At 67.5% G+C, this 12,250-nt stretch carries 11 protein-coding genes; 4 read left to right on the forward strand and 7 right to left on the reverse strand.

Features of this window, described 5'->3' with window-relative positions:
* Positions 1-22 precede the first annotated feature (22 nt).
* Positions 23-982: a hypothetical protein gene (locus tag CR918_RS06345; RefSeq protein ID WP_133119671.1), complete on the forward strand. Its 960-nt coding sequence runs from the start codon at positions 23-25 to the stop codon at positions 980-982.
* Between the two features lie 90 nt (positions 983-1,072).
* Here the strand turns inward: CR918_RS06345 and CR918_RS06350 are convergent, their stop codons facing one another.
* Complete coding sequence (locus tag CR918_RS06350) at positions 1,073-1,642, reverse strand: response regulator transcription factor (RefSeq protein ID WP_032952096.1); 570 nt, start codon at positions 1,640-1,642, stop codon at positions 1,073-1,075.
* A complete protein-coding gene (locus tag CR918_RS06355; protein ID WP_032952097.1) occupies positions 1,639-2,859 on the reverse strand; it encodes an ATP-binding protein in 1,221 nt (406 codons plus the stop codon). Before CR918_RS06355 ends, CR918_RS06350 begins: the two co-directional genes overlap by 4 nt.
* A gap of 114 nt (positions 2,860-2,973) precedes the next feature.
* Between CR918_RS06355 and ispG the strand changes: the two genes are divergently transcribed.
* The 3 genes from ispG (at position 2,974) to CR918_RS06370 (ending at position 5,819) form a co-directional block, all read left to right on the forward strand.
* Positions 2,974-4,239 (forward strand): flavodoxin-dependent (E)-4-hydroxy-3-methylbut-2-enyl-diphosphate synthase, encoded by a 1,266-nt coding sequence (gene ispG, locus CR918_RS06360; protein ID WP_025878802.1) that lies wholly within the window; start codon positions 2,974-2,976, stop codon positions 4,237-4,239.
* On the forward strand, positions 4,220-4,969 hold the full coding sequence (locus tag CR918_RS06365) for a phosphatase PAP2 family protein (protein ID WP_025878803.1): 750 nt from the start codon (positions 4,220-4,222) through the stop codon (positions 4,967-4,969). Before ispG ends, CR918_RS06365 begins: the two co-directional genes overlap by 20 nt.
* A 202-nt stretch (positions 4,970-5,171) precedes the next feature.
* Positions 5,172-5,819 carry a response regulator gene (locus tag CR918_RS06370; protein ID WP_025878804.1) on the forward strand — a complete coding sequence of 216 codons (648 nt, stop codon included), beginning with the start codon at positions 5,172-5,174 and terminating at the stop codon, positions 5,817-5,819.
* Between the two features lie 283 nt (positions 5,820-6,102).
* Here the strand turns inward: CR918_RS06370 and eda are convergent, their stop codons facing one another.
* The 5 genes from eda to zwf all read right to left on the reverse strand — a co-directional run bounded on the left by eda (position 6,103) and on the right by zwf (position 12,134).
* Positions 6,103-6,762 carry a bifunctional 4-hydroxy-2-oxoglutarate aldolase/2-dehydro-3-deoxy-phosphogluconate aldolase gene (gene eda, locus CR918_RS06375; protein WP_099842272.1) on the reverse strand — a complete coding sequence of 220 codons (660 nt, stop codon included), beginning with the start codon at positions 6,760-6,762 and terminating at the stop codon, positions 6,103-6,105.
* Positions 6,763-6,999: 237 nt separating this feature from the next.
* Positions 7,000-8,916: a phosphogluconate dehydratase gene (gene edd, locus CR918_RS06380; RefSeq protein WP_099842273.1), complete on the reverse strand. Its 1,917-nt coding sequence runs from the start codon at positions 8,914-8,916 to the stop codon at positions 7,000-7,002.
* Positions 8,917-8,974: 58 nt separating this feature from the next.
* Positions 8,975-9,697 carry a 6-phosphogluconolactonase gene (gene pgl, locus CR918_RS06385; protein WP_025878807.1) on the reverse strand — a complete coding sequence of 241 codons (723 nt, stop codon included), beginning with the start codon at positions 9,695-9,697 and terminating at the stop codon, positions 8,975-8,977.
* Positions 9,694-10,701 carry a glucokinase gene (gene glk, locus CR918_RS06390; RefSeq protein WP_025878808.1) on the reverse strand — a complete coding sequence of 336 codons (1,008 nt, stop codon included), beginning with the start codon at positions 10,699-10,701 and terminating at the stop codon, positions 9,694-9,696. Before glk ends, pgl begins: the two co-directional genes overlap by 4 nt.
* Positions 10,698-12,134 (reverse strand): glucose-6-phosphate dehydrogenase, encoded by a 1,437-nt coding sequence (gene zwf / locus CR918_RS06395; protein WP_099842274.1) that lies wholly within the window; start codon positions 12,132-12,134, stop codon positions 10,698-10,700. Before zwf ends, glk begins: the two co-directional genes overlap by 4 nt.
* Between the last annotated feature and the right edge of the window lie 116 nt (positions 12,135-12,250).

The following is a 12,250-nucleotide window of genomic DNA, read 5'->3' on the forward strand; positions in this document are numbered from 1 at the left end:
GGCGCGCCGGATGCGTGCGTCGATGCACTGGCGCGACCTCGTTCGACGAAGGCAGCCCGAGGTGTGGGCGGGTCTGCACCTGACCGTGCAGGCCCCCGTGCGCCCTGCGCTTGTGGTTTCGGTCTGCCCGCCGGACCGCATACGGGTGGGTACCGAGGAACGCCCCATGTTGTGGGCGAGGGTGGAGCCCGACTACTTCGGCGTGGACCTGCTTCGCAGCGCCTCCCCGGCCTCGCCGGCGATCATTCCACCGATCACGGCTGCCGAGGCGCGGGCGTTGCATTCGGATGATCCGGTGCGGACTGCCGCAGCGTGGGCACGTCATTTCGCACGGGCCCTTACCCGTTCGGATCGATCTCCGCTGGCACAGGGCGAATGGCTGCTGCAGCCGACGCTGCATGGCCTGGAGCGTGCGCGGATGCCGCTCACGCTCGCGTCAGATGCGCTGGCCCGACCGGCGGTCGATACCTTGGACTGGTCGAGCGTGACGCACGGCGAATGCCTGCCTCCTGTCCTGCTGCGGGCACCGTCACTGGCCACGGATGGGCGGGTCAAGGCCTGGGCCAGGCAGGCCCGGGCAGGATCACTGCCACCGGTGCTGCTGATGTGGATCAGTGGCCTGCAGGCACACGTGGTGCTGGACGGACACGACCGGCTGCAGGCCGCCGTGCAGGAGGGCGCAGATGTGCCGGTGCTGGTTCTGCTGCGTCATGGCGAGCGGTGCGTGGATGAGCAGGGCCTGGCGCGGGCTGACATCATCGTCGAGCGGTCTGGCGGCGCGGACATGACAGTCGAGGCCCGCAACCGACTGCTGCTCGATCTGTATAGCCCTGCGCGCGACGTCCTGCCCAGTCGGGCAGATCTGATGCGTGGTGGGGTGGATCAATGGGTTGCAGAAGTGGACGCCGAGGCCAGGCAGGGCGAGGATGTCCAGATCAATGATCCGCTGACCCGTGAGCTGCTGGCGCAGCTGAGGGGCTGACGCGGGCGGGGAATGCCGCCGGGCATTGCCCGGCGCTACCCTTCGTCATGCCGGTAGCGCCGGGCCATGCCCGGCGAATACGACGACGCATCACCGGCTCGGATCGCGTTCCGGGCTCGGCCGCTTGGCCAGCTTGCGCTGCAGCGAACGCCGGTGCATGCCGAGCAGCCGCGCGGCCGCCGACACATTGCCGCCGGTTTCATGCATCGCCTGCTGGATGTGTTCCCACTGCAGGCGGCTGATCGGGGTCATCGCATCAGGCACTTCCATCTCGCCGTCATCGGCGGGGCCATCGTCTTCCTCGCCCAGCGCACGCAGGATCATCGGCACCGTCGATGGCTTCGGCAGGTAGTCGTCGGCGCCCAGCTTGATCGCCTCCACTGCGGTGGCGATGCTGGCATAGCCGGTCACCAGCAGGATCCGCATGTCTGCGCGCAGCGCGCGCAACGGCTGTATCAGGGCCAGCCCGGAATCGCTGCCCAGCTTCAGGTCGATCAGCGCGAACGCCGGCGGATGCTGGCGGGCCAGTGCCAGCGCGCTGGCGGCATCCTGTGCGGTCTGCGTCTCCAGCCCTTTGCGGGCCAGGCTGCGCTGCAGGGTGCGCAGGTAGAGTTCGTCGTCGTCGACCAGCAGGCCAAGGGTGGAAGCAGTCATGGTCATTCCTCGCGGGGGGCCAACGGCAGGCGGAAGCCGACGCGGCTACCGGCCCCTTGGGCCGGGCGCATCCACATCTCGCCGTCCAGGCGTTCGATGGTGGCATGGGACAGGGCAAGACCGACGCCCATGCCTTCACTCTTGCTGCTGCCGAACAGCTTGCCCGGCAGCACGGCGGCGCGGGCGTTGAAGCCATGGCCGTAGTCGCGCACTTCGCCGATCAGGTCGTCGCCTTCGATGCGCAGGCTGAGATCGACGCGCGGTCGGCCGGCCTGCTCGCCGGCATCGGCCGCGTTGTTCAGCAGCACCATCAGCAGGTGGCCGACGCCCGGGTCCAGCGGCAGGCGCAGGGGTGCGTCGTCGTTGCGATGCAGGTCGATGGTCGGGCGCACCAGCCGCCATTGCTCCAGCACCTGCTGGGCCGTGGAGTGGGCGCGCCCGGGGCCGTCATTGGAGGCCGGGGCGGCCAGGGCCAGCACGCGCTCCCGGCACTGCACCAGCAGTTCGCGCAGGGTTTCCATGTCCTCGCGCACTTCCGGTTCTTCGCTGCGTTCGGCCACGTCGTCGGCGAGCAGGGTCATCGTCGCCAGCGGCGTGTTCAGTTCATGCGCCACCGAGGCTGCATGCGTGGCCAGGGCGACGATGCCCTCGTTGCGCGCGAAGCGTTCGCGCAGTGCCGACAGTTCCAGCTCGCGCTCGCGCAGCGCGATCGCCAGCCGGGTAGAGAAGATCAGTACGACCGCAGCGGACAGCAGGAAGGTGGCGATCACGCCCCAGCGATTGAGGTCCAGTGCGTTGAAATAGCCCGCCGGCAGCGGTTGCCCGAACAGTCCGCTGGCGGCGTAGCCCAGCAGGCAGGCGCTGGCCACGGCCAGGGCCCAGCGCAGGGGCAGGGCGAAGGCCGCCAGGGCGATCAGGATCAGGAACAGCGAGCCGAACGGATTGGCGATGCCGCCGCTCCAGCTGACCATCCATGTGAGGATGATCACGTCCACCAGGATGTGGCCGAAGGCGGTCAGCGGCGCGGTATCGGCCGGCTCCGGGCGCAGCTGCGTATACAGGTTGAATACGGCGAGCACGGCAACGCCCGACCACAGCGGCAGTTGCGGCAAGGGCAGTCCCAGCACCCAGGTCGCAACCAGGATGGTGGCCGCCTGGCCAGCCACGGCCAACCAGCGCAGGCTGCACAGGGTTCGGAGAAACGGGGCGTCGGGACCGGTCATTCGCGCCCATCGTATGCGTTCGCGGGGACGGCTGCCTGCGACAATCGGCCGCAGCCGGACTGTCGCCTGAATGCGACACACCCGGAAGGTCGGGGCGGGCGTTAGAATGCCCGCATGCATGACGCCGTCACCCGCCCTACAGCCCCCTCCGATGCCACTTCCTGGCCCCGTCGCCTGACCCAAGCGGTCCAGATCGGTGGAGTCACCGTGGGCGGTGGCAAGCCGGTCGTGGTGCAGTCGATGACCAATACCGACACGTCCGATGTGGCGTCCAGCGTCAAGCAGGTCGCTGAGCTCTGGCGTGCCGGCTCGGAAATGGTGCGCCTGACCGTCAACACGGTCGAAGCGGCCGCGGCGATCCCGCGCATCGTCGACAAGCTGGCGATGATGGGCATCGACGTACCGCTGATCGGCGACTTCCACTACAACGGCCACCAGCTGCTGACGGCCGAGCCGGCCTGCGCCGAAGCACTGGCCAAGTACCGCATCAACCCGGGCAACGTAGGCTTCGGCAAGAAGAAGGACCTGCAGTTCGCGCAGCTGATCGAGTTCGCCATCCGCTACAACAAGCCGGTGCGCATCGGCGCCAACTGGGGCTCGCTGGACCAGGCCCTGGCGGCCAAGCTGATGGACGAGAACAACCACCGCGAACAGCCCTGGGACGCCGGCCGCGTGCTGCGCGAGGCGCTGATCCGTTCGGCACTGGATTCGGCCGAGCAGGCCGTCGAGCTGGGGTTGCCGCGCGATCGCATCATCCTGTCGGCCAAGGTCAGCGGCGTGCAGGAGCTGATCGCGGTCTACCGCGACCTGGCCCAGCGTTCGGACTTCGCCCTGCATCTGGGTCTGACCGAAGCCGGTATCGGCAGCAAGGGCATCGTCGCCTCGGCGGCGGCGCTCAGCGTGCTGCTGCAGGAAGGCATCGGCGACACCATCCGCATTTCGCTGACGCCCGAACCGGGCCAGTCGCGCACGCAGGAAGTGATCGTCGCCCAGGAACTGCTGCAGACCACCGGCCAGCGCGCCTTCACTCCGCTGGTCACGGCGTGCCCGGGCTGCGGCCGTACCACCTCGGAATTCTTCCAGGAGCTGGCCAAGGTGGTGCAGAACCACGTGCGCGAAAAGATGCCGCTGTGGAAGATCCAGCACCCGGGTGCGGAGAACATGACCCTGGCGGTGATGGGCTGCGTGGTTAACGGGCCGGGTGAGTCGCGGCATGCCAACATCGGCATCTCGCTGCCGGGCACCGGTGAAGCACCGTCGGCACCGGTGTTCGTCGATGGCGAGAAGAAGGTGACCCTGCGTGGCGAGAACATCGCCCAGGAATTCGTCGCCCTGATCGATGATTACGTTGAACGCACCTATGTCCGAAGCGCCGGGTAAGCCGACGATCCTCGCTGCACCGGAGCCCGCCTCCGGCTTCCGCCACTGGATGGCGCGCAATGCTTGGCGGCTGCTGCTGCTGTTTGCCGGCGTGCTGCTGCCGCTGGCCGGATTCGTCGCCCTGGCCGACGAGGTGCACGAGTTCGAATCCTTCCATTTCGATGCGCCGCTGCTGTGGCAGATGCACGGCCTGCATTCGCCGTGGCTGGACCATGTGTTCGTGCTGCTGTCGAAGCTGGGCTACGAGTGGTTCCTGATCCCGGCCGATGTGCTGATTGTCGGTGCACTGGCCTGGCACCGGCGTTGGCGTGAAGCGACCTTCGTGGCCGTGAGCTTCGTAGGGTCGGCGCTGCTCAACATGGGCAGCAAGCACTTCTTCCAGCGTGACCGGCCCAGCCTGTGGGAATCGATCGCGCCGGAATCCACGTTCAGTTTCCCCAGTGGCCACGCGATGGGCTCGATGACCCTGGCGGTCACCCTGGTGCTGCTGGCCTGGAATACCCGCTGGCGCTGGCCGGTACTGCTGCTGGCGCCGTCGTTCAGCCTGCTGGTAAGCGTTTCCCGGGTCTATCTGGGGGTGCATTACCCCTCCGACATCCTCGCCGGGTGGTGTGCCGCGCTGGTTTGGGTGGTAGGGTGCTATCTGGTCATGTTCAGCCGCCGTCATCCATGGCGACGGCACGGTTCGCCGCCAGCGACGGCCAGCGAAGCGATCACGCAAGGGGAGTGACGTGGATGCCCTCCCAAGGGCGTCTACCTGAGGGACGGGTTGTTTCGTTGTAACGGGTTCTGCAGGGCAAGGGGCACGATCAGTGCGTGAAGAATGTGATGCGCAAGGCAGAACGCCGGAATTGCGCAACATCCGCGCTTGCAGTGGTCAGGTGCTCCTGCCTAGGTTGACCCGTATTGGCCGCATTCGAAGAGGTACGTGAATGACGATTCGAGTCTACCTGGTGGATGACCATGCGTTGGTCCGCACCGGGATGAAAATGATACTGTCGAGTGAAACCGACATTGAAGTGGTGGGCGAGGCCGAAACGGGCGAAGACGCGCTGCCCGCGATCCGCCAGCTGCAACCGGACGTGGTGCTGTGTGATCTGCACCTGCCCGGCGTGAGCGGGATGGAAGTAACCGAGCGCATCGTCCGTGGCCACCGCAGCACGCGGGTGGTGATCGTGTCGGTGCTGGAAGACGGTCCGCTGCCCAAGCGCCTGCTCGAGGCCGGCGCCGCCGGTTACATCGGCAAGGGCTGCGATGCGCAGGAACTGCTGCGTGCGGTGCGCGACGTAGCTGCCGGACGGCGCTACCTGGGCACGAGCATCGCGCAGAACCTGGCGTTGTCCACCGTGGAAGGCAACGGCTCGCCGTTCGACAACCTGTCGCCGCGTGAGCTGGAAGTGGCATTGCTGCTGACCCAGGGCCTGCGCCAGGAAGATATCGCCCGTCGTCTGAGCCTGAGCGCGAAGACGGTCAACACGCACAAGGCGCGGTTGTTCGAGAAGATGGGAATCCACGACAACATCGCGTTGGCGCGGATGGCCAGCCAGTACGGGCTGGTGGATCCGGCACGGCCGCTGTAAGGATTTCAGCCAACGGCTGAGCCCCTCGCGGTGGTGGGACGGAGTTCGTGGGGTTGGCCCTGCGGAGGGATCGCGCAGGGGACGCCGTGAATCCATCCCTGGAGGCTCGGGCGCGCCATCCATGGCGCTTACGCCCCTGCGCGATCCCTCCGCAGGGCCACGGACAGGTTCCGTGCGCTGCCACCGCAGAATGAAGAAGGGAACGGAAGGAGCGGGTCGCGCGCTTTGCGCGCTTGGGGCGGATCCCTTTCCCGGCGGGAAAGGGCTCTGACCCCGCAGTGCGTCAGTTGCCGCGTACGCGCTTGACGATCTTCGCGGCCTGCGCGGCGCTTTCGCGCACCTTGTCCCACTGGCCGGCCTCGATCCAGCTGCCCGGCACCATCCACGAGCCACCGATGCAGACCACGTTCTTCTGCTCCAGGTACTCGGCGGCGGTGTTCTCGGTGATGCCACCGGTCGGGCACAGCTTGAGGTCGGCGATCGGGCCGGCTACGCCCTTGATCATCGCCAGGCCGCCCACGGCCGTGGCCGGGAACAGCTTGCACACGCGGAAACCGCGCGCGTAGAGCGCCAGCAGTTCGGTCGGCGTCGCCGCACCCGGTACCACCGGCAGCGGTGCCGCAGCCAACGCATCGGCCAGCCCCGGCGGCGTGCCCGGGGTCACCAGGAAATCGGCGCCCGCATCGATCGACTGCTGCATCTGCTCCACCGTCAGCACCGTACCGGCGCCGACCACCACATCCGGCAGCTCACGCTTGAGCATCGCCAGCGCTTCCATCGCCACCGGCGTACGCAGCGTCAGCTCGATCGCCGGCAATCCGCCTTCCAGCAGCGCCGCGCTGACCGCACGTGCCTGGTCCAGCGTATGAATCGTCACCACCGGCAGGATGCCGGCCGCATGCAACAGCTCCGCCGCCCGCACCTGATGTTGTTCGATACCCATAGCTCTGCTTCTGCCTTTGCTTTCGCTCTAGTTGTGCTTTCAATGATCACTTCGCGGCGTATCGGCGCCGGAAACTGTGATGCGGCGGAGGGCAGGGCGTCGCCAGGACCGTTCGCGCCATGGATGGCGCGATCGAGCCTACAGGGATGTATTTACGGCGTGTCCTGGCGACGGCCTGCCCTTCGCCGCCCCCTGGAAACCAACCGCCGCCACATACCCGCAACGCGCTTCAATCCCTCAGGCGTCCTTCGTCTCATGCGGCGCCGCCGCCGCAGCAGCATCGTGCCCCAGCTCATACTCCGCGTCGTAGTCCCACGGCCCACCGTCAGCCGCCGCCGGACCACACGAAATCGAGATCGCGCCCTGATCGGCCGGACCCACCACGCGCCGGTTGATCGCGAACAGGTTGCGGCCCAGGTCATTGGCGGCCGGCGCCGTATTCGGCGCATGTGTACGCGCGGCCCATTCGGCTGCGTCCACCAGCACTTCAAGCGTGCCGGCCTCACCATCCAGGCGGATGATGTCGCCCTCGCGCACCTTGCCCAGCGGACCACCGCGTGCAGCTTCCGGCGTCACGTGGATGGCGGCGGGAATCTTGCCCGACGCACCAGACAGGCGACCATCGGTGACCAGCGCCACACGCCGGCCCTGGTTCTGCAGCAGGCCCAGCAGCGGCGCCAGCGAATGCAGTTCCGGCATGCCGTTCGCACGCGGCCCCTGGTAACGCACCACCGCCACGAAATGCTCGGGCAGCAGGCCGCCGGCGTGCAGCTTGTTCAGCACCTGCGGCGCATCAACCACCACGGCCGGCGCTTCGATGGTGCGGTACTGCGGCTTCACTGCCGACAATTTGATCAGCGACTTGCCGAGGTTGCCGCGCAGCAGGCGCAGGCCGCCCTGGCTCTCGAACGGGTTGTCGACACCGCGCACCACTTCTTCATCGGCGCTGCGTTCCAGGCCCGGCAGGTACACCAGCTTGCCATCGCGCAGCTGCGGCTCGCGCGCGTAGTCGGCCATGCCGCCACGGGCAACGCTGACCAGGTCGCCATGCATCAGGCCGGCCTTGATCAGTTCACCGAACACGAACGCCGGGCCACCCGCTGCAGCGAAGCGGTTCACGTCGGCTTCGCCGTTCGGATAGACGCGCGCCAGCAGCGGGATCAGCTGCGACAGCTCGTCGAAGTCGTCCCAGGTCAGCACGATGCCGGCCGCACGTGCCACCGCGATCCAGTGGATGGTGTGGTTGGTCGAGCCGCCGGTGGCCATCAGCGCGATGATCGCGTTGATGATCGCGCGCTCGTCGATGATCCGGCCCAGCGGACGGAAGTCGTCGCCCAGCGCGGTGATGTCCAGTGCGCGCTCGGTGGCTTCGCGGGTCAGTGCATCGCGAAGCGCTGTGTCCGGATTGACGAACGATGCGCCCGGCAGCTGCACGCCCATCGCTTCCAGCAGCACCTGGTTGGAATTGGCGGTGCCGTAGAAGGTGCAGGTGCCTGCGCCGTGGTAGGACGCCGATTCGGCTTCCAGCAGTTCTTCGCGGGTGGCTTCGCCGGCGGCGTAGCGCTCGCGCACTTCGGCCTTCTGCTTGTTGGGAATGCCCGGCGTCATCGGGCCGGCCGGCACGAACACCGCCGGAAGATGGCCGAAGGCGAGGGCGCCGATCAGCAGGCCCGGCACGATCTTGTCGCACACACCGAGGTACACGGTGGTATCGAACATGTCGTGGCTGAGCCCGATCGCAGTGGCCTGGGCAATGACATCGCGCGAGAACAGCGACAGCTCCATGCCGCCACGGCCCTGGGTGACGCCGTCGCACATCGCCGGCACAGCGCCGGCAACCTGTGCCGTCGCGCCCAGTTCGCGGGCCACCGCACGGATCTGTTCGGGATAGGTCTCGAACGGCTGGTGCGCCGACAGCATGTCGTTGTAGGCGGTGATGATGCCCAGGTTGGCCGTCACGCCGCCGCGCAGGCGGCTCTTGTCGGTGCCACCACAGGCGGCGAAACCGTGGGCGAGGTTGCCGCAGCTGAGGCGGCTGCGGAACGGGCCATCGCGCAGGGAGGCGTCGATCGCTGCCAGATAGGCGGCGCGCGAAGCGGCGCTGCGGCGGATGACGCGCTCAGTGATGGCTTGCAGTTGCGGATGGAGGCTCATTGGCTACCGGCGTTCGAGGTGGCGAGAGGCAAGCGGCAGCAAGGCGCCGCCGCCGACATCAATCAGCCCAGTGGACGCGCAGGCGCGCGCCTTCCAGGTTGATCGCGTTGAGGATCGGATACTGCTGCGGGTCGTTGCTGTCCAATGCCTGGCGCAGCACCTGCAGCTTCTGCTTGCCGCGCAGCAGCAGCAGACGCTGGCGGCACTGGGCCAGGCCGCGCGGGGTCAGGGTGATGCGCAGCGGCCACTGGTTGGCACCGGGGCATCCGGTGGCATCCAGCGCGGCGTACGGCAGGGTGCTTTCCAGCGCGCGGGTCAGGTCCTTCGAGCCCGGGAACAGCGAGGCGGTATGGCCGTCGTTGCCCATGCCCAGTGCGACCAGGCTTGGCGCCTGGCTGTGCTGGGCCTGCAGGTTGGCGGTGTACACGCATTCGGGCAGCGGCTTGCCGATCCGCACCAGCGGATCGAAGTGCGCACCTTCGGCACGTGTGAGCAGGTTCTCGCGCACCAGCCATGCATTGCTGTCGCGATCCTGCGGCGACAACCAGCGCTCGTCGGCCAGGCTCACTTCAACGCGGTCCCAATGCACGTCCAGCTCGGCCAGCGCCTGGTATACCGGGGCCGGCGTAGTACCGCCGGACAGCAGGATGCGTGCGCGGCCCAGTTCGGTGATGTCGTGGTTGATCGCCTGCGCCATTTCGGCTGCAACCGCTTCGATCCAGCCATCGGCATCGCCATGGTTGATGAAGTCGATACGGTCGTCCTGGAAGATGGGGGTCATGCGGCAACTCCTGGTGCGTCACGTTCGGCGTCGGCAGCATAGGCAGCGGCGCCCAGCAGTCCGGCGTGGGGATGCATCACGGCCAGCGATGGCACCCGCGCCATGATCGAAGAGAACCGGCCCTTGTGTTCGAAGCGCTGGCGGAAACCGGAGTGCTGCAATGAATCGAGCATCTTCGGAGTCAGCCCACCGGTCAGGAACACACCATCCCAGGCGCCCTGGGTCAGCACCAGATCACCGGCAATGGCGCCGAACACCGCGCAGAACACATCCACGGTACGCATCGCCTGTGGATCGCCGTGCAGGGCGCGGGCGGTCACGTCCACCGGTTGCAGTTGGCCCGGGTCGATACCCGCCATCTCGCAGATTGCGCGATGGATGTTGACCAGGCCGGGGCCGCAGATCAGCCGCTCGTTGGAGACACGCCCGAACTGCTCGGACAGGATCTCCAGGATGCGGATCTCTTCCGGCGTTCCCGGCGGGAAGCTGACATGGCCGCCCTCGGTTTCCAGCGGGTAACAGCGGCCGTGGCGAAGGATCAGGCCGCCGACGCCGAGGCCAGTACCTGGGCCGATCACTGCGTAGTTGCGCGGCTGACCCGGCTTGCCCGGAACCCAGGCGGCACCGCCGACCTGGACCACGTCATCGGGTTGCAGCAGCGAAATCGCCATCGCCTGCGCGGCGAAGTCGTTGATCAGGTGCAGTTCGTTGAAACCAAGCATCGCGGCCGTGCGGCTGCGCGAGATCACCCACGGATGGTTGGTGATGCGGGCTTCGTCACCATCGACACGACCGGCGACTGCGAACACGCCACGGCTTGCGGTGGCACCGATCTGCTCCAGATGGTGGCGCGCGGCATCACCCAGCGACGGGAACTCCGCCACGGCGTACTCGCGGATGCTCTCTTTCAGCAGCGGGGCGTCCTGCGAGGTGTCGGCAAGGGCGAAGCGGGCATTGGTACCACCGATGTCGGCGACCAGCACGGGCTGCGAGCTGGCACTCATTCCGACGCTCCGCTATCTGGCGCATCCACGCCCTGCGGCAGGAAGTCGACCGCGTTGGCCGGGCCCCACTGGCCGGCAGGGTAGGGTTCCAGCGGCAGGTTGGCCGCCTTCCAGGCATCGGCAACGCTGTCGATCCAGGCCCAGGCGGCACGCACTTCGTCATCGCGCACGAACAGGGTGTGGTTGCCGTTGAACGCGTCCAGGAACAGGCGCTCGTAGGCGATACGGCGATGCAGGCCGGTCGGCACCGACAGCTCCAGCTCCAGCGGCTGCAGTTCCAGCGCGCCCCATTCCGGCCCGGCCAGGCTGCTCATCAGGCCCAGTTCGATGTTCTCCTGCGGCTGCAGCTGGAACACCAGGCGGTTCGGTGCGGCCTGCGCACGCTGCGGACGCTCGAACAACCAATGCGTGACCGGCTTGAGGGTCACCACCACGCGGGTGGTGCGCTCGGGCAGGCGCTTGCCGGTGACCAGGTGGAACGGCACCCCGCTCCAGCGCCAGTTGTCGATGTGCGCGGTGACACCGGCGAAGGTCTCCACGTCGCTGCCTTCCGGCGGCTGGTAGGCCTGTGCGGGCTGGCCGTTGATGCTGCCGGCGGTATAGCGGCCGCGCACGCTGTCACGCGCGGCGTGCTTGGCATCCAGCGGGCGCAGTGCGCGCAGCACCTTGACCTTCTCATCGCGGATGCGGTCGGCTTCCAGCGACGCCGGCGGCTCCATCGCCACCATGCACAGCAGCTGCAGGATGTGGCTCTGCACCATGTCGCGCAGGGCGCCGGAGCGCGCGTAGTAGGCATCGCGGCCATCCACGCCTTCGCTTTCGGCGACCAGGATGTGCACCGATTCGATGTAATTGCGGTTCCACACCGCTTCCAGCAGCGTGTTGCCGAAGCGCAGCGCGATCAGGTTCTGTACCGCCGCCTTGCCCAGGTAGTGATCGAGGCGGAACACGCGGTCTTCGTCGATCCACTGGCCGATGGTGGTGATGATCTCCTCGGCGCTTTCGCTGTCGCTGCCGATCGGCTTCTCCAGCATCAGGCGCGCGGGTGCGGCCAGCGCGCCGCCCTTGGCCAGGCCCTCGCAGGTGGAGATGTACAGGCCCGGCGGGATCGCCAGGTAGCTCACGCAGCGGCGGTCGACCAGGTCGGACACGGCAGCGGCGACCGAGTCGACGTCGCGCAGGTCCACCGAGCGGTAGTCGATGCGGCGCAGCAGGGAGGCGATGTCCCCCTGGCTGGCCATCGGCATCGCCTGCTGCAGGCGCGGGCGCAGGATGTCATGGAAGGCTTCGGTGTCGTGGCCCGACAGGGCCAGCGCACGGATGCGGAAATCCTCCGGCAGCAGGCCGTCGCCGAGCAGGCGCAGCAGCGAAGGGAACAGGTAGCGCTGGGCCAGATCACCTGTGGCACCAAACAGGAAGAGTGTGTCGTGCATCGCTCGAGTTTCAGATCCGGGTGACATCGTTGTCAATCGCTTCATGGCTGGGTTCGGGGGACATCCGCGCAACTGCCTGTCCGAGGCTCATCTGGATCGGTTTTCCGGGTTGGCGG

It is taken from the genome of Stenotrophomonas indicatrix, assembly GCF_002750975.1.
In the GTDB taxonomy this organism is placed as follows: Bacteria; Pseudomonadota; Gammaproteobacteria; order Xanthomonadales; family Xanthomonadaceae; genus Stenotrophomonas; species Stenotrophomonas indicatrix.

Excerpts from the sequence above, each read along its gene's own strand:
- CR918_RS06345 (WP_133119671.1), top strand. The coding sequence starts at position 23 with ATGCACTGGCGCGACCTCGTTCGACGAAGGCAGCCCGAGGTGTGGGCG.
- CR918_RS06350 (WP_032952096.1), bottom strand. The coding sequence starts at position 1,642 with ATGACCATGACTGCTTCCACCCTTGGCCTGCTGGTCGACGACGACGAA.
- CR918_RS06355 (WP_032952097.1), bottom strand. The coding sequence starts at position 2,859 with ATGACCGGTCCCGACGCCCCGTTTCTCCGAACCCTGTGCAGCCTGCGC.
- ispG (WP_025878802.1), top strand. The coding sequence starts at position 2,974 with ATGCATGACGCCGTCACCCGCCCTACAGCCCCCTCCGATGCCACTTCC.
- CR918_RS06365 (WP_025878803.1), top strand. The coding sequence starts at position 4,220 with ATGTCCGAAGCGCCGGGTAAGCCGACGATCCTCGCTGCACCGGAGCCC.
- CR918_RS06370 (WP_025878804.1), top strand. The coding sequence starts at position 5,172 with ATGACGATTCGAGTCTACCTGGTGGATGACCATGCGTTGGTCCGCACC.
- eda (WP_099842272.1), bottom strand. The coding sequence starts at position 6,762 with ATGGGTATCGAACAACATCAGGTGCGGGCGGCGGAGCTGTTGCATGCG.
- edd (WP_099842273.1), bottom strand. The coding sequence starts at position 8,916 with ATGAGCCTCCATCCGCAACTGCAAGCCATCACTGAGCGCGTCATCCGC.
- pgl (WP_025878807.1), bottom strand. The coding sequence starts at position 9,697 with ATGACCCCCATCTTCCAGGACGACCGTATCGACTTCATCAACCATGGC.
- glk (WP_025878808.1), bottom strand. The coding sequence starts at position 10,701 with ATGAGTGCCAGCTCGCAGCCCGTGCTGGTCGCCGACATCGGTGGTACC.
- zwf (WP_099842274.1), bottom strand. The coding sequence starts at position 12,134 with ATGCACGACACACTCTTCCTGTTTGGTGCCACAGGTGATCTGGCCCAG.